Annotated in this window: 20 protein-coding genes; 1 reads left to right on the forward strand and 19 read right to left on the reverse strand. The window is 63.2% G+C overall.

The features are described 5' to 3' along the window. Positions 1-137: 137 nt before the first annotated feature. The 3 genes from AC5XE7_RS06630 to AC5XE7_RS06640 form a co-directional block, all read right to left on the reverse strand. Entirely contained in the window at positions 138-788 is a 651-nt protein-coding gene (locus AC5XE7_RS06630; protein ID WP_495365356.1) for a LysE family translocator, read from the reverse strand. Between the two features lie 55 nt (positions 789-843). Continuing rightward, entirely contained in the window at positions 844-2,586 is a 1,743-nt protein-coding gene (locus AC5XE7_RS06635) for a hypothetical protein (RefSeq protein WP_495365357.1), read from the reverse strand. A 68-nt stretch (positions 2,587-2,654) separates the two neighbouring features. After that, the gene (locus AC5XE7_RS06640) at positions 2,655-3,950 is read right to left on the reverse strand and encodes an adenylosuccinate synthase (protein WP_183825260.1); all 1,296 of its coding nucleotides are present in this window, start codon (positions 3,948-3,950) and stop codon (positions 2,655-2,657) included. Between the two features lie 209 nt (positions 3,951-4,159). Here AC5XE7_RS06640 and AC5XE7_RS06645 point away from each other — a divergent pair, with 209 nt between their 5' ends. Then, positions 4,160-5,062, forward strand: a complete 903-nt coding sequence (locus AC5XE7_RS06645) for a DMT family transporter (RefSeq protein ID WP_495365358.1) — start codon at positions 4,160-4,162, stop codon at positions 5,060-5,062. A gap of 53 nt (positions 5,063-5,115) precedes the next feature. Here AC5XE7_RS06645 and serA read toward each other — a convergent pair whose 3' ends face one another. The 16 genes from serA to ruvB all read right to left on the reverse strand — a co-directional run bounded on the left by serA (position 5,116) and on the right by ruvB (position 23,362). Next, positions 5,116-6,717: a phosphoglycerate dehydrogenase gene (gene serA, locus AC5XE7_RS06650; protein WP_239799898.1), complete on the reverse strand. Its 1,602-nt coding sequence runs from the start codon at positions 6,715-6,717 to the stop codon at positions 5,116-5,118. Between the two features lie 78 nt (positions 6,718-6,795). Next, positions 6,796-7,971 (reverse strand): phosphoserine transaminase, encoded by a 1,176-nt coding sequence (locus AC5XE7_RS06655; protein ID WP_495365359.1) that lies wholly within the window; start codon positions 7,969-7,971, stop codon positions 6,796-6,798. A 195-nt stretch (positions 7,972-8,166) separates the two neighbouring features. Further along, complete coding sequence (locus AC5XE7_RS06660; RefSeq protein ID WP_495365360.1) at positions 8,167-8,907, reverse strand: outer membrane protein; 741 nt, start codon at positions 8,905-8,907, stop codon at positions 8,167-8,169. Between the two features lie 210 nt (positions 8,908-9,117). Then, positions 9,118-9,999, reverse strand: coding sequence for an outer membrane protein (locus tag AC5XE7_RS06665; RefSeq protein ID WP_495365361.1), 882 nt, complete (start codon positions 9,997-9,999; stop codon positions 9,118-9,120). 214 nt (positions 10,000-10,213) lie between these two features. After that, a complete protein-coding gene (glmM, locus tag AC5XE7_RS06670) occupies positions 10,214-11,563 on the reverse strand; it encodes a phosphoglucosamine mutase (protein ID WP_495365362.1) in 1,350 nt (449 codons plus the stop codon). Between the two features lie 259 nt (positions 11,564-11,822). Next, entirely contained in the window at positions 11,823-13,760 is a 1,938-nt protein-coding gene (ftsH, locus tag AC5XE7_RS06675; protein ID WP_495365363.1) for an ATP-dependent zinc metalloprotease FtsH, read from the reverse strand. Between the two features lie 133 nt (positions 13,761-13,893). After that, on the reverse strand, positions 13,894-15,240 hold the full coding sequence (gene tilS, locus AC5XE7_RS06680; RefSeq protein ID WP_495365364.1) for a tRNA lysidine(34) synthetase TilS: 1,347 nt from the start codon (positions 15,238-15,240) through the stop codon (positions 13,894-13,896). After that, positions 15,234-16,298 carry a tol-pal system protein YbgF gene (ybgF, locus tag AC5XE7_RS06685; RefSeq protein ID WP_495365365.1) on the reverse strand — a complete coding sequence of 355 codons (1,065 nt, stop codon included), beginning with the start codon at positions 16,296-16,298 and terminating at the stop codon, positions 15,234-15,236. Before ybgF ends, tilS begins: the two co-directional genes overlap by 7 nt. A gap of 180 nt (positions 16,299-16,478) precedes the next feature. Next, positions 16,479-16,982, reverse strand: coding sequence for a peptidoglycan-associated lipoprotein Pal (pal, locus tag AC5XE7_RS06690; RefSeq protein ID WP_183825286.1), 504 nt, complete (start codon positions 16,980-16,982; stop codon positions 16,479-16,481). A 265-nt stretch (positions 16,983-17,247) separates the two neighbouring features. After that, a complete protein-coding gene (tolB, locus tag AC5XE7_RS06695; RefSeq protein WP_183825288.1) occupies positions 17,248-18,561 on the reverse strand; it encodes a Tol-Pal system beta propeller repeat protein TolB in 1,314 nt (437 codons plus the stop codon). 31 nt (positions 18,562-18,592) lie between these two features. Continuing rightward, complete coding sequence (gene tolA, locus AC5XE7_RS06700; RefSeq protein ID WP_495365366.1) at positions 18,593-19,723, reverse strand: cell envelope integrity protein TolA; 1,131 nt, start codon at positions 19,721-19,723, stop codon at positions 18,593-18,595. 2 nt (positions 19,724-19,725) lie between these two features. After that, complete coding sequence (gene tolR / locus AC5XE7_RS06705; RefSeq protein WP_183825294.1) at positions 19,726-20,178, reverse strand: protein TolR; 453 nt, start codon at positions 20,176-20,178, stop codon at positions 19,726-19,728. A gap of 46 nt (positions 20,179-20,224) precedes the next feature. After that, positions 20,225-20,932, reverse strand: a complete 708-nt coding sequence (gene tolQ, locus AC5XE7_RS06710) for a protein TolQ (protein ID WP_183825297.1) — start codon at positions 20,930-20,932, stop codon at positions 20,225-20,227. A 395-nt stretch (positions 20,933-21,327) separates the two neighbouring features. Then, positions 21,328-21,810 carry a tol-pal system-associated acyl-CoA thioesterase gene (ybgC, locus tag AC5XE7_RS06715; protein ID WP_280198702.1) on the reverse strand — a complete coding sequence of 161 codons (483 nt, stop codon included), beginning with the start codon at positions 21,808-21,810 and terminating at the stop codon, positions 21,328-21,330. A 20-nt stretch (positions 21,811-21,830) separates the two neighbouring features. Next, complete coding sequence (locus tag AC5XE7_RS06720; RefSeq protein WP_495365367.1) at positions 21,831-22,328, reverse strand: NUDIX hydrolase; 498 nt, start codon at positions 22,326-22,328, stop codon at positions 21,831-21,833. Continuing rightward, the gene (ruvB, locus tag AC5XE7_RS06725; protein WP_495365368.1) at positions 22,325-23,362 is read right to left on the reverse strand and encodes a Holliday junction branch migration DNA helicase RuvB; all 1,038 of its coding nucleotides are present in this window, start codon (positions 23,360-23,362) and stop codon (positions 22,325-22,327) included. The genes AC5XE7_RS06720 and ruvB overlap by 4 nt, the downstream gene beginning before the upstream one ends. Positions 23,363-23,375: the final 13 nt, after the last annotated feature.

Raw genomic sequence — 23,375 nt, forward strand, 5'->3', positions numbered from 1 at the left:
CCCGGGCATTTCGCAGCCAGCTGAAAACAGCGGGCGTCGCATGAATGCGGCTAAAACAAACAGACATAGCAGAAATGCCGCGCGCTGGTCCCTGCCACGCGGTCAGGCTGCTGGCGACCCGATTCCTGACGGCCGATCTATTTGCGGTTGTTCCCGGCGAAGGCGGCGCTGACGCCAAGGCCGATGAACAGCACGCCGCTCACATAGCGCTCGAAACGGGCATAGGAGCGGCTTTGACGCAGCCTCTCACCCAGAGCGCCAGCCGCGAAAGCGTAGCATCCGTCGCTGACCACGCCGAGAGCCGTGAACACCAGCCCCAGAAAGGCGATTTGCATGGCCACATGCCCGCGCTCCACCTCGACGAACTGCGGCAGGAAGGCCAGGAAGAACAGAGCCGTCTTGGGATTGAGCAGATTGACGACGAAGCCGTCGCGGAACAGGCGCGGATAGCTGTGCGGCTTCATCTGCATGTCCGCGCCGCCCTCGTCGTCGCGTCCGAAAATCTTGCGCAGGCCGATCCAGATCAGATAGGCGGCACCGGCATATTTGACGATGGAGAAGGCAACGGCCGAGGAGGCGAGCAGCGCCGAAAGGCCAAGCGCGGCGGCAGCGACGTGAACCAGCGTGGCGACATGGATGCCCATGTCGGAAACCAGCCCGGCCTTGCGCCCCTGCGCCACCGAACGCGCCACGATGTAAAGCACGGCCGGCCCCGGAATGATGAGCAGCGCGATGGCGGAGACCACGAACAGGCCGAGACTGGCGGCACTGGGAACAACGATTTCCATGGACGCCCCTCCCGGCAACCCTCGGCGGCTTTAAGCCGTCAGCCCCGCCCGGACATCATTGTCCGGACGCTTTCGCCTGCCATGCCTTGATCGCCTCGTCGAAGACCTTGTCGCCGGGAATGCCCTTTTCCATGGTGAGCAGGGCACGCCGGCCGGACTTGTAGATCACCGGCACGTCGATCCATTCCTGATTGCGCAGCAGCGACAGGTTGGCTTCCTGATCCGCCTTCGTGTCGTTGAGCGCGACGAGGAAATAACCGTCCGCGATCTTGGCCGGGATGCCGATCAGCGGATTGCCCGCTTCCTGCTCGGCCGCCTTCAGCGCGATGCGCAGAACATTGTCGATGCCGCCGCCCTCGAAACCGTCGGGCGTCAGGAAGATCATCTCGATGATGTGGCTGGCGGGAAGGGTGTCGTCGGCATTGCGGCGGATGGTGAAGCGAAGCTGCACCTCCTTACCCGGAACCTGAACCTCGCCACGGATGGCAGGCTCCGGCGGCTCGTCGCCACCCGGCGATTCCTGAACCAGCGACCACACCACATTGCCGGGCTCGGCGGAGCCCTGCGCGACATTGGTGCGCTCTTCGTAATAGATCGCCTTCTGGCCGACCGCCACGCCTGCCTGCCCGGTCTGGCCTTGCTGGGCCTGCGAAGGTGCGGCCGGCTGGCTGGAATCGGGAGCTGCCGAAGGCGGAGGCGTCGTCAGCGCCACGACCGAGGAACCCTCGCCGATGGAACTGCCGCCACCGGCCGGGCCGGGATCGGTTTCCTTGCCGTCGGGCAGCAGGCGCTGGGTGAATTTTTCCGAACCTTCGCCATTGCCGGTCGCTGGAGGGGAAGCAGGAGCCGGCGCGGGCGTTGCCGGCTGCGCATCGGCCGTATTCTCGGCAGGCGGGGGCACCTTAACCGGCTTGACGACAATCGGCTTCGGATCGCCATCGCTGCTTGCGAACATGGTGCCGAAGGCATCCCCAAGGGCGTCCTTGTTGAGCCAGGCCGCATAGCCGCCACCGCCCAGAACCACCAGTGCCAGCAGGCCGATGATCAGCCCCCGGTAGCTTCTGCGCCCGCGTTCTTCCTCGAAGTCGAACGCAAGTTCGGGCTGGCGGTCCACAGGCGGCTCAGGCGGGATGTCGAACAGCTCATCGTCATCATCCTGCGGATATGCGTTGCCGGCAGGGGAATGATCTGGCCTGATATCGGCTTTGCCGTCATCGACTTCAGGCTCGGACCGGAACGGTTCCGCGCGGGAAACCGGCTCTGCACGGTCCGAAAAGGGTTTTGCGCCCATGCCCTCGGCAGGCGCGGGAGCGGGTGGAGGCGGCACCGGCTTTTCCGACGCGAGAGGAGAAGCAGGCGTCTTGGCAGGGAAAGCAGCAGGTGTCGGCGCCGTCGGTTCCGATCGTGCCGGAGCCGGGGCTGGAGCCGACGTCGGTGCGGGCGCAGCCGCGGGGGGCGTGTGGCCAATGACCGGAGCAGACACGGCAGGAGCCGTATGCGTCTGCTGGTTCTTGTTGCGGTCGATGGAGGAGAAGATGTTCTCCAGCTCGGCCAGCGGGTCGATCTCAGGTTCCGGTGGAGGTAGCGGCGGCGCGTAATCGCGCTCGACCGTGGCGATGGCGTCCTCCAGCATCTTCTTCTGGCGTTCGGCCACCGCTTCCGGCGGCTGCGGGTCCAGAGCGGCCAGCTTGGAAGCGATCGTCGCACGGGCCTTGTCATAGACCCTGGCCCGGATCTCGGGCGTGGTTTCGCCCAGACCGCCGAGCGTCTTCTTCAGAACCGCAACGAAATCTGCCATGCTACAGTCGACCTGTCCTTGTCATCGGCGGCGCAGAGCCCACGGCCTGCCCCGCCGAACGGGCATAGTTAATCCTGAAACGGGTCCGTCACAAGTATCGTGTCGTCCCGCTCCGGGCTGGTGGAAAGCAGCGCCACCGGGGCGCCGATCAGTTCCTCGATGTGGCGCACATACTTAACTGCCTGCGCCGGCAGATCGTTCCAGCTGCGCGCGCCGGCGGTCGTTTCCTTCCAGCCTTCCAGCGTCTCGTAGATGGGCTGCACACGCGCCTGCGCGCCCTGGCTGGCCGGCAGATAGTCGATCTTCTCGCCGTCGAGCATATAGCCGGTGCACACCTTGATCTCGTCGAGACCGTCGAGAACGTCGAGCTTGGTCAGCGCGATGCCCTTGATGCCGTTGACGGCCACGGCCTGGCGCACCAGCACGGCATCGAACCAGCCGCAGCGGCGCTTGCGGCCGGTGACGACGCCGAATTCATGGCCGCGCGTGCCGAGGAACTCGCCGATCTCGTTGACCTGCTCGGTCGGGAACGGGCCTTCGCCGACGCGCGTGGTGTAGGCCTTGGTGATGCCGAGCACGTAGCTGAGCGCGCCGGGCCCGATGCCGGAGCCGGCGGCGGCCTGCCCGGCCACCGTGTTGGACGAGGTCACGAAAGGATAGGTGCCGTGATCGATGTCGAGCAGCGTGCCCTGCGCGCCCTCGAACAGGATGCGCTCGCCCGCCTTGCGGCAGTCGTCCAGCACCTTCCACACCCTGTCCATGTAGGGCAGGATCTCGCCGGCCACCGACGTCAGCTCCTGCATGATCGCCTCATGCGCCACCTCGGCGTGGCCCAGCCCCTTGCGCAACGCATTGTGATGCGTCAGCAGGCGGTCCACCTTTGCCGGCAGTGTTTCCAGATCCGCCAGATCCATCACCCTGATGCCACGGCGGCCGACCTTGTCCTCATAGGCAGGACCGATGCCGCGCCGCGTCGTTCCGATCTTCGTTCCGGAATTGGAGGCCGCGTCCTCGCGGAAACCGTCCAGTTCCCTGTGCAGGGAAAGAATAAGCGCGGTGTTTTCGGCGATTTTCAGGTTGTCGGGATTAATTTCCACGCCCTGCCCGCGCAGCTTGGCCACTTCGGCCACGAAGGCGTGCGGATCGAAGACCACGCCATTGCCGATGATGGAGAGCTTGTTGCGCACCACGCCCGAAGGCAGCAGCGACAGCTTGTAGACATTGCCATCGACGACGAGCGTATGCCCGGCATTGTGCCCGCCCTGAAAGCGCACCACCACATCGGCGCGCTCCGACAGCCAGTCCACGATCTTGCCCTTGCCTTCGTCGCCCCATTGCGAGCCGACGACCACCACATTGGCCATGTCTTCTTCCCTTCAATCGGGCCGCAATCCAGCGCGCCCGTAAAAACGACAGGCCTCTATAGCGTCCACAAACGCTGCGCGCGACCTTTGTTTGCCGTTTGGAGGCGCTGGCAGCACAACAATTTTGGCTTAGGCGTGGTTTATCTGGCAAGAAGAGCCATTACAACGTCCCGAACACACTTGCCTTTCGTCCCGGTGGTTTCCATCCCATGAAACAGAACCCTTATCTCCTGCTGGCGGCAGCCACATTGTTCTGGGCGGGAAATTCCGTTGCAGGCAAGATGGCGGTCGGCCATGTGTCGCCGATGTTCCTCAACGCCATCCGCTGGGGCATCGTGCTGGTTGTTCTGGCTGTTGCCGGGCGCCGCGAGATCATGGCGGACTGGCCCGTCATCCGCCAGCACAAATGGTATCTGCTGGCCATGGGCGCCATCGGGTTCACCATTTTCAGCGCGGCGCTCTACAGCGCGCTCCTCTACACCTCCGCCACCAATGCCAGCATCGAGCAGGGCGGCATCCCCCTGCTGGTCTTCATCTTCAGCTACCTCCTCTATGGCACCCGCACCACGCTTGCCCAGTTCGGCGGCTTCGTGCTGTCGTTCGCGGGCATCATCCTCACCGCCACGCATGGCGAACCGGAGCGGATATTGCAGCTCGACGTCAATTTCGGCGACGCCCTCATGATCATCGCCATCCTGACCTACGGCTTCTACACCGCCGCCCTGCGGCGTAAGCCGCAGCTTCACTGGATGAGCCTGATGGCGGCGCTGTGCGCGGGCGCGTTCATCAGCGCCCTGCCCCTGCTCTGGGCGGAAGCGGCCGCCGGAGCGCTGATCCTGCCCGATGCCATGGGCTGGGCGATCATCGCCTATGTGTTGCTGTTTCCATCGCTGCTGTCGCAGATCTTCTACATACGCGGCGTCGAGATCATCGGCGGCAACCGCGCCGGCCTGTTCATCAACCTTTTGCCGGTCTGGGGCGCGCTGCTGGCGGTCGTCATCCTCGGCGAGGAATTTCAGGCCTATCACGCCATTGCGCTGGTCCTGGTGCTGTCGGGGGTGCTCGTTGCCGAATGGGACGGGCGGCGCCGCGCATCCGGCGCCCAAACGTAAACAAGGCCGGGGAACCCGTCCCCGGCCTCGTTCTGAATATGTGAAGCTGTGGTCTACAGACCGTTGACGTCGAACTGCAGGCGCTTGGCCGAATCGATCTTTTCGTGCGCGCGCACCTCGGCCAGAGCATCTTCCGGGAACGGCGCATCGAGATAGAGCAGCGCGATGGCATCGCCGCCGGGGCGGTTGCGGCCCAGCGCGAAGTTGGCGATGTTGACCTCATGTTTGCCGCACAGCGTGCCCAGCAGGCCGATAATGCCGGGCGCATCGGCATTGGTCGTGTAGAGCATGTGCTGGCCGACCTCGGCATCGAGATTGATGCCCTTGATCTGGATGAAGCGCGGCTTGCCGTCGGAGAAGCAGGTTCCGGCGATCGAACGCTCCTGATGCTCGGTCTTGACCGTCAGCCTTATATAGCCGTCGAAGACGCCGGACTTGTCGCGCTTGACCTCGGCGACGATGATGCCGCGCTCCTTCACCATGATCGGTGCCGACACCATGTTCACATCGGCCACCTGCGGGCGGATCAGGCCGGCAAGAGCAGCGCTGATCAGCGCTCTTGTGTTCATGGTCGCGGTCGAACCGTCGAACAGGATCTCGACTTCCTTGATCGGATCTTCCGTGACCTGACCGACGAACGCGCCCAGCACTTCGGCAAGCTTCACGAACGGCTTGAGGCGCGGCGCTTCCTCGGCGGTGATCGAGGGCATGTTGATTGCGTTGGAAACCGCGCCCTTGACCAGATAGTCCGACATCTGCTCGGCCACCTGCAGGGCGACATTCTCCTGCGCTTCCGAGGTCGAAGCACCCAGATGCGGCGTGCAGACCACGTTTTCCATATTGAACAGCTCGTTGTCCGTCGCCGGCTCGACCTCGAACACGTCGATGCCGGCGCCCGCCACCTTGCCGCTCTTCAGCGCGGCGATAAGGTCCGCCTCGACGATCAGGCCGCCGCGGGCGCAATTGATGATGCGCACGCCGTCCTTCATCTTCGCAATGGATTCGGCATTGATGATATTGCGGGTCTTGTCGGTCAGCGGCGTGTGCAGGGTGATGAAGTCGGCGCGGGCCAGCAGCTCGTCGAGCTCCACCTTCTCCACGCCCAGCTCCTCGGCGCGGCTTTCGGAGAGGAACGGGTCGAAGGCCACCACATGCATCTTCAGGCCGACGGCGCGGGTCGCCACGATCGAGCCGATATTGCCGGCGCCGATGATGCCCAGTGTCTTGCCGGTGATCTCGACGCCCATGAAGCGGTTCTTTTCCCACTTGCCGGCATGGGTGGAAGCATTGGCTTCCGGCAACTGGCGGGCTACGGCGAACATCAGCGCAACGGCGTGCTCGGCGGTGGTGATGGAGTTGCCGAACGGCGTGTTCATCACGATGATACCGCGACGCGAGGCGGCAGGAATGTCGACATTGTCGACGCCAATGCCGGCACGACCCACCACCTTCAGATTGGTCGCGGCGGCGATCAGTTTTTCCGTCACCTTGGTGGCCGAGCGGATGGCAAGACCATCATACTGGCCAATGACTTCAAGGAGCTTTTCCTTGTCCTTGCCGAGATCGGGCAGGTAATCGACCTCGACGCCGCGATCCTTGAAAATCTGGACGGCGGTAGGAGAAAGCTTGTCGGAAACGAGTACGCGGGGCGCCATGATGGCCTCCTTCGTCTGAAAATCTGGAAATTCGGGAGAGGAATGGGCCGCCTAACGGCAGGCAGCCCGAAATCGCGATCAGGCAGCGGCCTTCAGCGTCGCCTTCTGCTGGGCGAAGGCCCAGTCGAGCCAGGGCACCAGCGCTTCGAGATCGGAGGCCTCGACGGTTGCGCCGCACCAGATGCGAAGGCCGGGAGGCGCATCGCGGTAGTGGCCGATGTCATAGGCGACGCCCTGCTTGTCGAGCAGTGCAACCAGCCCCTTGGCGAAAGCTGCCTGACCATCCGCGTCGAGCGCTGCAATGTCGGGATCGACGATCGACAGGCATACGGACGTGTTCGAGCGCGTCGCCGGATCAGTGGCGAGATTGGCGAGCCAGCCCGACTTTTCCACGAAGCGGTCGACAACGGCGAAATTGGCGTCGGCGCGGGCGACCAGCGCATCCAGCCCACCGATCTCCTTTGCCCAGCGCAGCGCGTCGAGATAGTCCTCAAGGGCCAGCATGGACGGGGTGTTGATGGTCTCGCCCTTGAAGATGCCCTCGATCAGCTTGCCGCTCTTGGTCATGCGGAAGAGCTTCGGCATCGGCCAGGCAGGAACGTAATTTTCCAGCCGCTCGACAGCGCGGGGCGACAGGATCAGCATGCCGTGCGCGCCTTCGCCGCCCAGCACCTTCTGCCAGGAGAAGGTCACGACATCGAGCTTCGCGAAATCGAGACGCTGTGCGAAAGCCGCCGAAGTGGCGTCGCAGATCGTCAGGCCCTGACGGTCGGCGGGAATGAAATCGCCATTGGCCACGCTCACGCCGGATGTGGTGCCGTTCCATGTGAAGACCACATCGCGGTCGAAATCGATCTGCGTAAGGTCCGGCAGCTCGCCATAGGGCGCCTCGATCCTGCGGATGTCGGGAAGCTTCAGTTGCTTGACCACATCGGTCACCCAGCCGGCGCCGAAAGATTCCCAGGCGACCATGTCGACACCGCGCGGGCCAAGCAGCGACCACAGCGCCATCTCGACGGCGCCGGTATCGGAAGCAGGAACGATGCCGATGCGGTAATCGGCCGGAACCTGCAGAATTTCACGGGTAAGATCGATGGCCTCGGCCAGCTTGTTCTTGCCAAGCTTTGCACGATGCGAGCGCCCGAGCGCGGCATCGGCAAGCGCTTCGAGCGACCAACCGGGACGCTTCGCGCAGGGACCAGAGGAAAAACGGGGATTGGCCGGACGCTTGTCCGGCAGAGGCAGTGCTGTCATCGTGGTCTATCCTTCCAGATAGGTAGCCCCTCGTTGGGGAGGGGTGGCCCACGGACGGCGATATGCCTTCATGCCTCAGGCGTCAAGAGGAAAGTTGATGTCGCGGGCGGAACACATCCGCACGCGCAAAAAGGCCGCACATGCGAAAAGGGCGGACCGGAGCCCGCCCTCGTAAGAATCCGTTCGAGGCCCCGTTCACCACAGGTCGTAGCGCAGGCCGACCTTGATCTGATGGTTGTCGATGCCCTTGTGCTGGGAAAGGCCGGTGGTGCCATCCAGCGAGAAATATTCCGCATCGGGCGAAGACAGATACTGGTAGCCGACATCCAGAACCAGATTGTCCGTCAGCTTGTAGGCTGCGCCGGCAGCAAGCGAATAGGCGAAAGAATATTCGCTCTTCTTCCCCGAAGCGGCAAGTATTCCGGTGGGGTCGGTGTAGCTGTACGACGCGCTGCTGCGCGACTGCATCACCCCGATGCCGGCCCCGACATAGGGGGTGATGCCGACATAGGTGCCGAGATCGACATAGCCGTTGACCATCGCCGTCCAGGCGTTGTTCTTGACCCGCGCCGTCAGGTCGGCGGTGCCGTCGGTGCCCCATGCATCGGTCTTGTTGCCGGGAAGCCAGCCGATGTTCACGTCGCCGCGCAGATAGTCGTTGAAATGGTAACCGAAGCCGAGGCTGGCGAAGACGGGCTTTTCCTTTTCGGAAAAGCTGAAAACCGTGGAATCGAAATTGACGTGCTTGTAGCTTTCTTCGGGAAGATAGGCCACGTCGCCGCGCAGATACCAGCCGGAACCGATTTCGACGGGAACATATTCCGGCGCTTCTTCCACAAAGATCGGCGGATCGTAATCGGCCGCCGATGCGGCAGCCGTCAGAAGAGCAAGCGGGGCCGTTGCCAGCGCCAGCGCGATGCAAGTGTTCAGCTTCATGTCACCAACTCCCGAGGTTGGCGCTGGTCGAAAAAAGGGAAACCCAGCCGCCTGTCATGAAGCATTGTTAACCATACCGGTTAAATCAGCGTTAAGGCTAACCAATCCTTTCAGCACCCACGGCAAAAGAGTTTGCGTTGCCGGGCGAAAAAGCAAAACCGCCCGGCGCATGGCCGGGCGGTGGAAAACAGGCTGTTCTGGAAGCTGACGCTACTTGGTGTAGATCGGCTCCGGCTCGTAGACGACCGTTTGCGGCTCTTCGCAACGACCCGATCCCTCGCCGAAGGTGTAGCGCAGACCGCCACGAACCTCATGGTTGTTCAGGCCCTTGTCGTGCCCGGGACCCGCGCCGATGCCGCCGGCCGGCCCGGCATAGCCGAACATCTTGCCGCCTTCGATGCGGGTGAAGCGATAACCGACATCAAGGTCGAGATTCTTCGTCAGGCAGTAGGATGCGCCGGCGGCAAGCGAATAGGCGAAGCGCCAGCCTTTCTTTCCGCCATGCGTCGTGGTGGAGCAACCCGGATTGTTCGGGTCGTCGCAGATGGTGTTGTCGAGCTTGTCCCATTTCACATGGGCACCGCCGATGCCGCCGCCCACATAGGGCGTGATCCTGTGCCAGGTGCCGAGGTCGACATAGGCATTGGCCAGCAGAAGCAGCGCTGAATAGGAGGTGGTGTCGACAGAGGTGCACTGGCTGGCGCCGCACCAGCCACTTGTGCCGCCGCGGAACTTCGACTTGGCCAGCCAGTCGAGTGTCAGATCGGTGCGGAAACGGTTGTCGAACTGATAACCGGCGCCGATGCCCGCCGACATGGCGCCTTTGAGCTTATGGTGATCGAAGCTGCCTGTGCCCGGATTGGCGCCATAGGTGATGTAATCGGCGCCGCGGAATTTCGACCAGTGGTAGTCCACATCGCCGCGGATGTACCAGCCGCTGTAGCTGCCCTGCTCTTCATAAATCACCGGCGCGGGATCGCGGATCACCAGCGGCTCGTCCGTAATGTCCGCTGCCAGTGAAGGACCGGCGAAACCAGCCACCAGACCCGCTCCGACGCCGGCCAAAACAGCTTTCCTTGCGAAGCTGAACATCCTTGTCTTCCCCTGAATGCCCTGACCCGAAGAGGGTCTGAAAATCATTGCGTTCAGTAAGGACAATGAATGGTAACGGTTAAGGGTGATTTAACCCTGCCTATTAACCACGTGTCTGACGTAAAAAAATCGCACACAGGTTGCGGTCGGCCCATCACCTGAAGGGCCGGACAAAACTTGCCCGGCCGCAAACCCCAGAGAAATCGGGAAAGCTTCAGGCTGCGCTGCGCACCTGAGAGAGAACCTGCACGATGTCGTCGACCACGGATTCCACCAGCTTCGCGTCATCGCCTTCGGCCATGACGCGGATGAGGGGCTCGGTTCCGGATGGCCGGATGACCACGCGACCACCCTCTCCAAGCCGGTTGCGTCCTTCTTCGATGGCTTCCTGAACCTGCTTCTCCTCCAGCGGCGCGCCGCCGGAGATACGCACATTCTTGAGCAACTGCGGCACCGGATCGAACTTCTTCGCCACTTCGCTGACCGGCTTGTTCAGCCGCTTGATGCAGGCCAGAACCTGCAGGGCGGAAACCAGCCCGTCGCCGGTGGTGGAGAAATCGGACAGAACAATATGGCCGGACTGCTCGCCGCCCACATTCAGGCCGTTGGCGCGCATATGCTCGACCACATAGCGGTCGCCGACCTTGGTGCGATGGAGGTCGAGCTTCAGCCCAGTCAGAAAACGCTCCAGACCAAGATTGGACATGATGGTGGAAACCACGCCGTTGCCGGTGAGGCGGCCGCTCTGATGCCAGGATTCAGCGATAAGCGCCATGATCTGGTCGCCATCGACGATCTCGCCCTTTTCATCGACGATTACCACCCGGTCGGCGTCGCCATCGAGCGCGATGCCGATATCGGCGCGCACTTCGTGGACCTTGTTTTGCAGGCCCGCCGGATGCGTCGAGCCACATTCCTTGTTGATGTTGAAACCGTTCGGGTCGTCATTGATCGAGATGACGTCGGCGCCCAGTTCCCACAGCGCGGCCGGGGCGACCTTGTAGGCAGCGCCATTGGCGCAGTCAATGACGATGCGCAGGCCCGACAGGGACATGGAGCGCGGCAGGGTGCGCTTGGCAAATTCGATGTAGCGGTCATGGACACCGTCGACACGCTTGGCCCGGCCAAGGGCCTCCGGGTCGGCGAGCGCCATGTCGACACCATTGTCGAGCAGCGATTCGATGCGCCCCTCGATCTTGTCGGAAAGCTTGTAGCCGTCAGGCCCGAACAGCTTGATGCCGTTGTCCTGAAAGGGATTGTGCGATGCCGAGATCATGACGCCCATGTCGGCGCGCAGGGATCGCACCAGCATGGCGACGGCCGGTGTCGGAATGGGGCCGAGCAGGAAGACATCCATGCCGGCCGCACACAGACCGGCCACCATGGCGTTTTCGATCATGTAGCCGGAAAGGCGCGTGTCCTTGCCGAGCACGACGCGATGGCGATGGCTGCCGCGCTGGAACGACAGGCCCGCCGCCATGCCCACACGCATGGCAATCTCCGCCGTCATCGGAAATTTGTTGGCCTGCCCGCGAATACCGTCGGTGCCGAAGTAACGTGCCATGAAAAGCTTCCCCTTACCGATCGCACAGTGGCGTCTATTGCCACACCCAGACCCGCACCCGATATCAAATTATATGATTGAAAGTCATCATTCCAAGGTAAACGGTGAACGGAATCTGGAAAGTATCTCGCCCAAATCATAAGATTTCCTGACGAAAGGCTCTTTTCCTCCCCGAAAAAGCCGTCTCGCACACCCCTTCAAAAGACAACGCCGCGCTGAGCGCGGCGTTTTCCTTGTGTCGGCGCGGTCACCGGAGAACTCAGTTCTGAGGCTGGGGCTCCATGCCGCCTTCCGGCTCCGGACCCTTCTTCTTGCCTTTCGCGGTGCCGCCGGCCTTGGGCACGGCCGAGCCTCGGCTGGTCGGCGTATCGTCGCCCAGATCACGCGAAGGCTTGTTTCCGGCCAGCAGGTCTCTGATCTCGTCGCCGGAAAGCGTCTCGTATTCGAGCAGCCCTTCCGCCAGCGCGATCCAGTCCTTCTTCTTCTTGGTCAGGACGTTCATCGCGGTGGTGTAGGCTTCCTCGATCAGGCGGCGAACTTCGGCGTCGATGATCTGCGCCGTCTCTTCCGAGATGTTCTGGGTGCGCGCGACCGAATGGCCGAGGAACACCTCTTCCTGATTGTCGCCATAGGCAACATGGCCGAGCTTGTCGGAGAAGCCCCAGCGGGTGACCATGGCGCGGGCGAGCTTGGTCGCCTGCTCGATGTCCGAAGATGCGCCGGAGGTAATGTTCTCCTTGCCGAACTTGAGTTCTTCCGCCACGCGGCCACCCATCATGATCGCCAGTCGCGAGATCATGTATTTGTAGCTCATCGAATAGCGGTCGCCCTCGGGCAGCTGCATGACCATGCCGAGCGCACGGCCGCGCGGAATGATGGTCGCCTTGTGCAGCGGGTCGGCGGACGGAACGTTGAGCGCCAGAATGGCGTGGCCGGCCTCGTGATAGGCGGTCAGCTCCTTCTCGGCCTGCGTCATGGCCGAGGAGCGGCGCTCCGCGCCCATCATGATCTTGTCCTTGGCGTCCTCGAACTCGGCCATGGTGACGAGGCGCTTGTTGCGCCGCGCCGCCATCAGCGCCGCTTCGTTGACGAGGTTCATCAGGTCCGCGCCGGAGAAGCCGGGCGTGCCGCGTGCCAGCACCTTGAGATCGACATTCGGCGCCAGCGGCACGTTGCGCACATGCACCTTGAGGATCTTCTCGCGGCCGACGATGTCCGGGTTCGGCACCACGACCTGCCGGTCGAAACGGCCGGGACGCAGCAGGGCCGGATCGAGCACGTCGGGACGGTTGGTGGCGGCGATCAGGATGATCGATTCGTTGGACTCAAAACCGTCCATCTCGACCAGAAGCTGGTTCAGCGTCTGCTCGCGCTCGTCATTGCCGCCGCCGAGGCCGGCGCCGCGATGACGACCCACCGCATCGATTTCGTCGATGAAGATGATGCAGGGCGAGTTCTTCTTGGCCTGGTCGAACATGTCACGCACGCGGCTGGCGCCGACACCCACGAACATTTCAACGAAATCCGAGCCGGAAATGGTGAAGAACGGCACATTGGCTTCACCCGCGACCGAGCGCGCCAGCAGCGTCTTGCCGGTGCCGGGAGGGCCGACGAGCAGTACGCCGCGCGGAATCTTGCCGCCAAGGCGCTGGAACTTCTGCGGATCGCGCAGGAACTCGACGATCTCTTCCAGATCCTGCTTGGCTTCGTCCACGCCCGCAACATCGGCGAAGGTAATACGGCCATGCGCCTCGGTCAGAAGCTTGGCCTTGGATTTGCCGAAGCCCATGGCGCGGCCGGAACCGGACTGCATCTGGCGCATGAAGAAAATCCACACGCCGAGGATCAGGATCATCGGCAGCCACGACAGCAGATAGCCGAACAGCGTATTGGAACCGTCGGTCTCCGGGCGCGCATTGATGGTGACGCCCTTGGCCTCAAGCTTCGAAACCAGCGACGGATCGCCTGGCGAATAGGTCTGGAAACCGGAAGCGCTGTCGCCGTAGGAACCGCTGATGCGGTCGCCGGCGATGGTCACGGTCTTGACGCGGCCCGACTGAACATCCTGCAGGAACTGCGAATAGGGAATGTCGGTCGCGGCTCCGCGCGTCTGCGGCGTCTGGAACAGATTGAAGAGAGCGATAAGCAGAACCGCTATGATCGCCCAGAGCGCAAGGTTGCGGTAGTTCGGATTCATCGATTGTCCCGTTGGCGGCCGTCAGGCACGCGTCGTTGAAAGGAGCCTTCGCCTAACATAGGCAGCCCATACTCCATTGCCAAGCAAAAGCACGACAATCGGTTAAGGCGGCGCATCGTCCCTGCCCGGCTTTCTAAACCGATGCGTTCGGCAAAGGCAGCGGAGGAAGCGGCGATGCCATTGCAAGTTCTGTCAGAATCCCAGCCGACTGAACATCGAAACCCGGCAAAAAACGGGCGAAAGGCGCAATCACCGGGATGAGTGCGACATTTTCTCCGGTGCAATCCACCTCAGGCTCAGCGGCGAGGGCCGCACGCACGAGGCTCTCCGGCACATCGGGGAGCGGACATGGGTCGGGCAGAGTTCCGGCGACGGGTTCCCCCCTGCGAAAGACCGCACCCGTGCGAATGACCGGAGCAGCGGCCGTTTTCCGCATGCTAACCCTGAAGCGTCCATCCCAGAGCATTCCGTCCACTGCGCGCATGGGCGCCGGCAGGCCGCGCGCCTCGCGCAGGAGGAAAATGCCGGTCCGTCTCGCATCGACCAGAACCCGCGCCAGCGTCGCACGATGCTTGCCGTCCTTCCCCAGCGTCTCCAGCAAAGAGGTCACAGCCGCCTCGTCCGGCAGCATGGGAAGACCGCCGATGGTCGACAGCAACAGACGCAACGCATGGATAGCGGCACCGCGATCTTCTTCTTCGGCGAAAACCGGATTTAGCCGGAACAGCCCCGGCGCGAGGCGGGAGGCATGGCGGCGGATCAGACTGGCCGCGCGCGCGTCGAGATCGCCTCGGTTCCTGCCCGCCGCCTCTGCCACCTTCAGGGCTGCAGCGATGCCGGGCTCGTCGAGGGCAGCACGCACGCGGGGCCGCTCATAGCTGTGGTCCTCATTGGTGGGATCGTCCATCCAGCCGGCACCTCTTGTCCGCAACATGGCGCGCAGAGCCTCGCGGCGCATGCCAAGCAAAGGCCGCACGATCCAGACATCCCCGTCAAACAGGGTGAAAGAGGCCATACCGGCAAGGCCGCGCTCCGTTGCGTCAACGACGTCGCGGCGCTCCTGTCGCATGGTCACGGTCTCGGCCTGATCGTTGGCCGTGTGGCCTGTCAGCACCATCGGGATGCCTTCGTCACGGGCAACCCCGGCCAGCAGGCGGTAGCGGGCGTCACGCGCGGCGGCGAGAAGGCCCGCCTTGGGCTTCTGGCCCTCCCACACGCGAATTCGATGTTCGATGCCGAGCGAAGCACACAGAGCGCCGACCTTCAGCGCCTCGTCATGTGAGGCGGGGCGCAGGGCATGGTCGACCGTTACCGCGACGAGCTTTGCGTGCGGCCGGTGCCTGCGGCAGAAATCGTTGAGAAGAAAGAGAAGTGCGGTGGAATCGCTGCCGCCCGAAATTGCCACGACCGCACCGCGTGACAGATCGAGATCAAAAAAAAGGCGGGCTTCGTGGTCCGGTTCTGCTTCCAGCGTCAGCACGACGCGAGCGCCCGTTCCTGTTTTACGCGTTCCTTCAGAGCACCCGATGCGTTGGGGTAGCGCTTGCCGATCTCGCCGAACGTGGCGCAGGCCACATCGCGCTGCTTGAGACCCACCAGCGAAACGCCGAGCTTGAGCAGCATGTCGGGGGCTTTTTTTGCCTTGGGATAGCTCTTGCTGGCGGCAAGGAAGACTTCGGCGGCATCACGGTATTTCTGCTGTCCAAGCAGGGATTCGCCCAGCCAGTAATGCGCGTCGGCAGCGTTCGCATCCTTGGGAAAACGATCGATATGCTCGCGGAAGCCAGCCTCGGCAGTGCTGTAATCACCTGAAAGCACGAACTGATAGGAGTTCCGGTAGAGCTCCTGCGGGTTATCGGTGCGCGGCAGGGCTGCAACCACCGTATTCCCGCTATCGGCCGGCGGTGTCGCCGAAGCACCGGGATCGGTGACTGTTACCGAGCGCGTGCCGGCGCCGGCGTCGATGACATTGCCGTCCTTGTCGACGGTGATGGTGCCGAAATTGCCGGGAGGCGTGCCGGGAATGACCTTGCCGGGCTCACCATCGCCGGAATCGACGATGATGTCTTCCACAGTGGACCCTCCGGCGACATCGCCGGAGGTTGTTGGGCCGGAGGTTGCGGGGTCGGAATTTGTCGCGCCAGGGGCAGCGGCAATGGAACTGCCTGAACCGCCCGCATCCGATTTTTTCTGCCCGCCCTGTGACCCTTCTTCCAGCTGCTGGAGGCGAAACTCATTGTCCTCCTGCTGCTTGCGGATCTGCTCCTGCATTTGCAGGATCTGGAAGTTGAGTTCCTCGACCTTGCCGTTGAGAGAGCGGATCTGCTCTTCCAGCGCCGTCATGCCGCCGCTCTGGGCCAGCTGCACGGTGCCTTCATCCTTTTTGGCGCCGAACAGGTCGGGCAGTTCCACGCCCGGCAGCTTGAAGGAAAAGCCGCCGCGCTCGGCAGCCGCAGGTCCGGCTTCGCTCGCCATGGCGGCCGCGCCGGTCAGAAGCAGCACAGCCAGCGTGCCGCTCAGGATTGATCTTAGATGCATGAGCCTCTCGCCATTACAGTGAAACCCGGTTTCGCGTCCTGCTCTCCCTTCGAGGGCAGGAACAGCACCGTTTCTAGCAGGGCGCGAGACTTCGGCCAAATTTTGTTTGAAGCTTATTTCAATGAAAAAGGCGGCTCCGGGAGCCGCCTTTTTGGCACTTTGAAAGCCCGTGCTTCCCTATCAGGAGCCGGCGCCACCCAGCGTGGTGACGGCGCGGCGGTTCTGCGACCAGCAGGAGATGTCGTCGCAGACGGCGACCGGACGTTCCTTGCCGTAGGAAATGGTCTTGATGCGGTTGGCGGCAACGCCCTGCGACGAGAGATAGTCGCGGGTCGCGGCAGCGCGGCGGGCGCCGAGCGCAAGGTTGTACTCGCGGGTGCCGCGTTCGTCGGCATGGCCTTCGACAACGATCGAATACTGGCGATAACGGTTGAGCCACTGAGCCTGACGGGCCAGCGTCTGCTGGGCATCAGCACGGATGGACGAGGAGTCCAGATCGAAGAAGATGCGGTCGCCGACGTTCACGGTGAAGTCCTGCGCCGAGCCGGGCGTCGCCGCGCTGCCGCCGAGGCCGAGATCAGCTGCGTTGTTGGGGGTCTTCTTGGATGCGCAGCCGGCAAGCGCCAACGAGGCTACGAGCGCGACCATCACGGGGTTTGCTGCTAGTTTTGCGATACGGCGCATACCGCCTCTCCTTCGCATTCGAGTGACTTCGTTGATCTGCCAGTAACCACATCTCGGTTAACCGGCACTCAAAAAACACGGTTAAAATTCGGTTCACGCATCCGGCGAGCCCCCTGAATGCGCATCCCTCTCACTGGCATGCAGCCAGATGACGACAAAGAGGCGAAATCTTGTCCGCCTCCCTGCCGCAGGCTATTTTAAGCCCGTATCCGGCCGAAAAAGCCGCGAATGGAGCGCAATTGCCACGCTCCATCCTTCATCAGCTTCAGTCGAGCAACGGCGACCAGGCCGGATCGGACCCGAAATTCGGGGTTGGTATCTGCTGCTCGTTACGCCCGGTCAGATCGACCGAATAGAGCTTCGGTCCGCCGGCACCCGGCGTTTCCTTCAGATACATGATCACCCGCCCGTTGGGGGCCCATGTCGGGCCTTCCTGGAGGAAGCCGGAGGTCAGGATGCGTTCACCCGAACCGTCCGTGCGCATCACGCCGATCTGGAACTGGCCGCCCGACTGCTTGGTGAAGGCCACCAGATCTCCGCGCGGCGACCACACCGGCGTGGAATAGGTACCCTCACCGAAAGAGATGCGCGTCTGGCCCGAACCGTCGGCTCCCATCACATAGATGTGAGGGCGACCACCCCGGTCGGAGGTGAAGACGATCTTCGAGCCGTCCGGCGAATAGGAGGGCGAGGTATCGATGGCGTTGGAATTGGTGAGGCGCGTGGTGTTCCTGCTCCTCAGATCCATGGAATAGATGTTGGAGTTACCATCGTCGCGCATCAGGCTCATGATCACCCGCTGACCGTCCGGCGAGAAGCGCGGCGCGAAGGTCATGCCGGGGAAATTGCCGACGAGTTCGCGCTGCCCGGTCTCAAGCTGCAGCAGATAGACGCGCGGCTGTCCGCTCTCATAGGACATGTAGGTGATTTCCTGCCGGTTCGGCGAGAAACGCGGCGTCATCACGATGGAGCGTCCATCGGAGAGGAAGCGGGCATTGGCGCCGTCCTGATCCATGATCGCCAGCCGCTTCTTGCGCGCATTCTTGGCGCCCGATTCATCGATGAACACGACACGGGTGTCGAAATAGCCCTTCTCGCCTGTCAGCCGCTCATAGATCGCGTCGGCGATGATATGGGCGACGCGGCGGGTATTGGCGCCGTTGGCGAAGAACTGTTCGCCTGAAAGCTGCTGTCCGGCAAAGGTGTCCCACAGCCGGTATTCGGCGCGGATGCGGCCATCGCCTTCCTTGCTGACGCGGCCCGTGACCAGCGCCTGCGCATTGATCACCTTCCAGTCGTCGAAGCGCGGCGTCTGGTCGGGATTGGCGATCTTCTCGATGAAGGCGGCCTTGTCGATCGGCGCGAACAGGCCCGAGCGCTTCAGGTCGGCCTGAACGATGGAGGAAATCTCCGCGCCGAGTGCGCCACCCGCGAAATCGGTGATGGCGACGGGCAGCGGTTCGATCGTTCCCTTGTTGACGTCAATCTCCACCAGCGCGCTGGCGGGGCCGATGGCAAGCCCTGTGGCCGCACCGGCAAGGGCAGCGACCATCATGAGCGTCTTGAGCAGTGTCTTCATGCTTTCAGCCTCATTTGTTCCAGTCCGGCGATCAGAACATGTCGCTCGGGTCGAAATTGACCACCACTTCCGACCAGCTGTCATATTTGTCGGCAGGCAGGTTGAAGGGCGCGCATTTCTGGACCGCGCGCACCGCGGATTCGGCCGCCGTGCGGCCGGGCCCGGAGGCAGCGCCCCCGGCAATTATTTCCGGACGGCCTTCCAGAACGCCGGAGCGGTCGAGCCGGAATCGCACCGAAACCTTCAGCATGCCCGCATCATCGACACCGGCCGGAATGCTCCAGCAGCCGCCGAGCTTCTGGCGCAGGGCATCCATCTCGTTCTGTGACAGGCGATTGCCGCTGGTTGTCTTCCTGCCGCCCAGCGAAGCCTGCTCCGTCGAGCGCTTGGCGCCCCCGCCCGAAGGCTTGCGCTTGTCGAGCAGCGCGGCGATCTCATCGGCGTTGAAGTCCTTTTCGTCGGACTTCTGTGCTGCCGAGCTGTCCTTCGTCGGCTTCTCGGACGGCTTGCTCTCCGAAGCTTTCGCCGTCTGCGTCTCGGCTGGCTTCGGCCGCGCCTGCGGAGCGGGTGCCCTGTCGGGCAGCGCGGACTGTTCCGTCGGCTTGTCTTCCGCCGCGATCGCTTCGGCAACGGCATCGGGCGTAACCGGCTCCGGCTTGGCCTCGGCGGGCTTCGGCTCCGCCGGCTTTGGCGCGGGCTCCGGCTCCTTCACCGGCTCGGGCTTGGGATCCGGCTTAGGCTGCTCGACAGGTTTGGGCGGCTTGACGGGCTCGGGCTTCGGCTGCTCCACAGGCTTGGGCGGCTCGGCCGGAACCGGCTTCTCGTTCGGCGTCGGAGCAGGTGGGGGTGCGGAGGCATTGTCGACCGGGGTCGGCTTGGGGTCGGGCGTGACAGGCTTGTCGGTATCGACCATGTTCTCGCCGACCTCGCGGGCATCGGCGACGATATCCGGCCGCTTGGTGGGCATCGGCGCCGGCTTCTCGTTCATCGGCGCCTTTTTGTCGCCCTGCTGGATCTGCGTCAGCTCCTCCAGCGGCACGATGTCGACGGGCAGCGATTCCACTTCGCTCACTTCGAAGGCGGCAGGCGCCGACAACGACACCAGCCCGAAAGCCAGCATCGCCGCATGCAGAGCCAACGATGTGGTGAGGCTCGCCTTCAAGATTACCGATCCTGTTCCTGAAGCGTGACGAGGCCGAGATTCTTGTATCCGGCGGCCGAAATGCGCGCCATGACCTGCATCACCGTGCCATAGTCGGCGGTCTTGTCGCCGCGCACATAGATGCGTTCCTCATAGCCCGTCTTGGCGATGGCTTCGAGCCGCGGCACCACCTCGTCGACCGCGATCTCGGTTTCCTGCAGATAGACCTGCCCCTTGTCGTTCACCGAAACGGTGATCGGCTGGGTGTCGGAATTCATCGGCCTGGCCTGCGTTTCCGGCAGGTCGATCGGCACGCCCACGGTGAGCAGGGGGGCTGCGACCATGAAGATGATCAGCAGCACCAGCATCACGTCCACGAAGGGCGTGACGTTGATTTCCGACATCAGCGTGTTGCGGCGCCCGCGCCTTCCGCGTCCACCTCTGGCCCCGCCGCCCGTACCTACTGACATTCCCATTTAAAAAAACCTCAGACTGCCCTGTTGCGCGATCAGATCTCACCGGTCAGGACCGGGCGACCTTCTCATCGATTTGGCGCGAGAGTATGGCGGAGAACTCGTCGGCGAAGCCTTCCATGCGCCCGGCAAGCTTGCCCGCGTCCGATGAAAGCTTGTTGTAGGCAATGACGGCGGGAATGGCCGCCATCAGGCCGATGGCGGTTGCCAGCAGCGCTTCCGCGATACCCGGCGCGACAACGGCAAGGCTGGTCGATTTGGAGCCGGCGATTGCCTGGAACGAGGTCATGATGCCGATGACCGTCCCGAACAGGCCGATGAAGGGCGCGGCGGAACCGATGGTGGCGAGGAAGCCGAGATTGCCCTCAAGCCGTTCCATCTCACGGGTCAGGGCAAGGTCCATGGCCTTGTCGATGCGCATCTGCAGGCCGTGCGGCGACTTGGCGCCCTTCTCGAAGCTCTTCTTCCATTCGCGCATGGCGGCGACGAAGATCGAGCCCATGCCGCTGGTCTTGCGGTCCGACAGAGTGCGATAGAGTTCTTCCAGCGACTGGCCGGACCAGAATATCTGCTCGAAACGATTGAGCGCCGAGCGCATGCGGCCATAGGAGACGATCTTTTCGAAGATGATCGCCCATGTCCACACCGATGCGCCGAGCAGGCCGATCATGACCAGCTTGACCACCCAGTTGGCCTGCATGAACAGGGCCCAGATCGACAGATTCGCCGCCGGTTCGGCAAGAGCGATATTTTCCATCCAAACGTTCCTTAAAACTTCACGGGCGCTGGGCGTCCGCCGGCCCACGACGCTTTAACCCTTCATGGTCCAGCGCGCCGAACCCCGCCGCAAATGCCTGCGATCAGCGCCGTTTGCGGCCTTGTCGCGGCAAATGTTGGTAAAAGGAAGGCGCGCCGATTCCTTCGATTTTCATCGAAACCTTCATGAACCGTTATGGTTAAGGATGCGTTAGAACAACGCCGTTTCCGGCACGACAGGATCTCTTTTTCTCATGCCGGGTTTCCGGCACGATCTTGCCTGAAATGGCGGCCGGTTTTCGGAATGTTGTTCTCAGCCGCAAGATGCGCCGCGCAGATCAGCCGATATTTTCTGTGGTGCCGGCGGAACACTCCTGCCCTCCGGCCGCGGAATTTTCAGGATTTCGGCATGAAAGCAGCGATCCAGTCCTTTGGAAACCTCCGCGGACGGCCGTTCTCGCCGATGATGGCCGCCTCCACCCGCGCCTCCACCAGCAGTTCCTCGCCCCGCCGGAGCTGCTGGGCCATGGTGATGCGCGCGCCCGACACGTCCACCGTGCGGGTCTCCACCGTCAGCATGTCGTCGATGCGGGCGGGCGCGCGGAAATCGATCTCCATGCGGCGCACGATCCAGACTATCTTTTCCCCGCTTTCACCGGCGGCAAGCCCGGCAGCAAGCGCCGTATGATGAACGCCGACCAGACGCAGGAAGTCCGAACGCCCACGCTCGAAAAACTCCAGATAACGCGCATGATAGACCACGCCGGAGAAATCGGTATCGGCATAGTAGACGCGCGCCAGCAGCCGGTGGCCGAATTCCGTGAGTTCTCCGGACAGGGCTGCTTCCTGTGCCGCAAGTGACGGTCTTTGGCTGGTCATTGCCCTACCTTTCTGTCGGTTCATCCGTACCACACCAGATGCTGCGTCGCAGAAAATGGCTCGCAGAGCCTTTCCTGCAGGAAGACAGGCAGCAGCGGCAGGCCTGCCAGAACAGTCCGGCTCAGTTCCACCCAGCGAAATTCCAGCATTGTGCCGCCATCTTCGACACGGTGCACGATCTCCGCGCAGGAGAAGGGAAACGCCTCCGGCAGATCCATGGCGTAATAAAAGGCAAGTTCATGACATTCCTTGCCTGACAGCCCGAAGAAATTCTCCACTGTCCACAACACCGCGCCGATGGCCGGCTCGACCCCAAGCTCCTCGCGCATTTCGCGCGCCAGCGCGGCCGCCGTCGTCTCGCCGATCTCCACCCGGCCGCCCGGCAGGACCCAGAAATCGTCCGCCTCGGCGCGGTGGACAAGCAGATGCCCGTCGCGGAGCGCAACGCCCGCAACCCTGAAGTTGAACCGCCGGGCGCCGTGGTCCAGCGTCACCATCCTGCGCGGGGCGGTTGTCATTCGTCTTCGAACAGGCCGATCTGCTGCTGGGCAATGTCGCGCGGCGCTTCCAGCCCCAGATGCCGCCAGGCATTGGCCGTCAGCACGCGCCCGCGCGGCGTGCGCTGGATGAAGCCCTGCTGGATCAGATAGGGCTCGATAATGTCCTCGATGGCGTCGCGCGGCTCCGAAAGGGCTGCCGCGATGGTTTCGATGCCGACCGGGCCGCCGCCGAAATTGCCGGCGATCATGGTGAGGTAGCGGCGGTCGAGCGCATCGAGACCGAGGCTGTCGACCTCCAGCCGCAGCAGGGCCTCGTCGGCAATCTTGCGGTTGACCGTTTCCGCGCCGGCCACGGTCGCGAAATCGCGCACCCGTCGCAGAAGCCGCCCGGCGATACGCGGGGTGCCCCGCGCCCGGCGCGCGATCTCGACAGCGCCATCGTCGCTCATCGGCAGGTTGAGCAGGCGCGCGCCACGCCGCACGATCAGCTCAAGTTCGTCGACCGTGTAGAAATTGAGCCGCACCGGAATGCCGAAACGGTCGCGCAGCGGATTGGTGAGCAGGCCGAGCCGCGTCGTCGCCGCCACCAGCGTGAACCGGGCGAGGTCGATCTTGACCGAGCGCGCCGCCGGTCCCTCGCCGATGATCAGGTCGAGCTGGAAATCCTCCATCGCCGGATAGAGGATTTCCTCCACCGCCGGGCTGAGGCGATGGATCTCGTCGATGAACAGCACGTCTCGGTCTTCGAGATTGGTGAGCAGCGCCGCCAGATCGCCGGCCTTGGCGATCACCGGGCCGGAGGTGGAGCGGAAATTGACGCCCATCTCGCGCGCCATGATCTGGGCGAGCGTGGTCTTGCCCAGCCCCGGCGGGCCGACGAACAGCACATGGTCGAGCGCGTCGCCACGCCCCCGCGCCGCCTCGATGAACACTTTCAGGTTGGCGCGCGCCGCCGCCTGCCCGACGAAATCGTCGAGCGTTTGCGGCCGCAGCGTCTGCTCGGCATCCTCGCCCCGCTTTTCGGAGGAGATCAGGCGATCATCGGAACTCATGGTGCCGTCCTGC

Source organism: Aquamicrobium sp. YD-1-mutant5 (assembly GCF_059509755.1).

What these genes read in the sequence shown, in the direction of transcription:
- AC5XE7_RS06665 (WP_495365361.1), bottom strand. Translation starts at nt 9,999, where the DNA reads ATGTTCAGCTTCGCAAGGAAAGCTGTTTTGGCCGGCGTCGGAGCGGGT.
- glmM (WP_495365362.1), bottom strand. Translation starts at nt 11,563, where the DNA reads ATGGCACGTTACTTCGGCACCGACGGTATTCGCGGGCAGGCCAACAAA.
- AC5XE7_RS06660 (WP_495365360.1), bottom strand. Translation starts at nt 8,907, where the DNA reads ATGAAGCTGAACACTTGCATCGCGCTGGCGCTGGCAACGGCCCCGCTT.
- pal (WP_183825286.1), bottom strand. Translation starts at nt 16,982, where the DNA reads ATGCGCCGTATCGCAAAACTAGCAGCAAACCCCGTGATGGTCGCGCTC.
- AC5XE7_RS06640 (WP_183825260.1), bottom strand. Translation starts at nt 3,950, where the DNA reads ATGGCCAATGTGGTGGTCGTCGGCTCGCAATGGGGCGACGAAGGCAAG.
- tolR (WP_183825294.1), bottom strand. Translation starts at nt 20,178, where the DNA reads ATGGGAATGTCAGTAGGTACGGGCGGCGGGGCCAGAGGTGGACGCGGA.
- ybgF (WP_495365365.1), bottom strand. Translation starts at nt 16,298, where the DNA reads ATGCATCTAAGATCAATCCTGAGCGGCACGCTGGCTGTGCTGCTTCTG.
- tolQ (WP_183825297.1), bottom strand. Translation starts at nt 20,932, where the DNA reads ATGGAAAATATCGCTCTTGCCGAACCGGCGGCGAATCTGTCGATCTGG.
- ybgC (WP_280198702.1), bottom strand. Translation starts at nt 21,810, where the DNA reads ATGACCAGCCAAAGACCGTCACTTGCGGCACAGGAAGCAGCCCTGTCC.
- tolB (WP_183825288.1), bottom strand. Translation starts at nt 18,561, where the DNA reads ATGAAGACACTGCTCAAGACGCTCATGATGGTCGCTGCCCTTGCCGGT.
- AC5XE7_RS06720 (WP_495365367.1), bottom strand. Translation starts at nt 22,328, where the DNA reads ATGACAACCGCCCCGCGCAGGATGGTGACGCTGGACCACGGCGCCCGG.
- ftsH (WP_495365363.1), bottom strand. Translation starts at nt 13,760, where the DNA reads ATGAATCCGAACTACCGCAACCTTGCGCTCTGGGCGATCATAGCGGTT.
- AC5XE7_RS06630 (WP_495365356.1), bottom strand. Translation starts at nt 788, where the DNA reads ATGGAAATCGTTGTTCCCAGTGCCGCCAGTCTCGGCCTGTTCGTGGTC.
- serA (WP_239799898.1), bottom strand. Translation starts at nt 6,717, where the DNA reads ATGGCGCCCCGCGTACTCGTTTCCGACAAGCTTTCTCCTACCGCCGTC.
- AC5XE7_RS06645 (WP_495365358.1), top strand. Translation starts at nt 4,160, where the DNA reads ATGAAACAGAACCCTTATCTCCTGCTGGCGGCAGCCACATTGTTCTGG.
- AC5XE7_RS06655 (WP_495365359.1), bottom strand. Translation starts at nt 7,971, where the DNA reads ATGACAGCACTGCCTCTGCCGGACAAGCGTCCGGCCAATCCCCGTTTT.
- ruvB (WP_495365368.1), bottom strand. Translation starts at nt 23,362, where the DNA reads ATGAGTTCCGATGATCGCCTGATCTCCTCCGAAAAGCGGGGCGAGGAT.
- AC5XE7_RS06635 (WP_495365357.1), bottom strand. Translation starts at nt 2,586, where the DNA reads ATGGCAGATTTCGTTGCGGTTCTGAAGAAGACGCTCGGCGGTCTGGGC.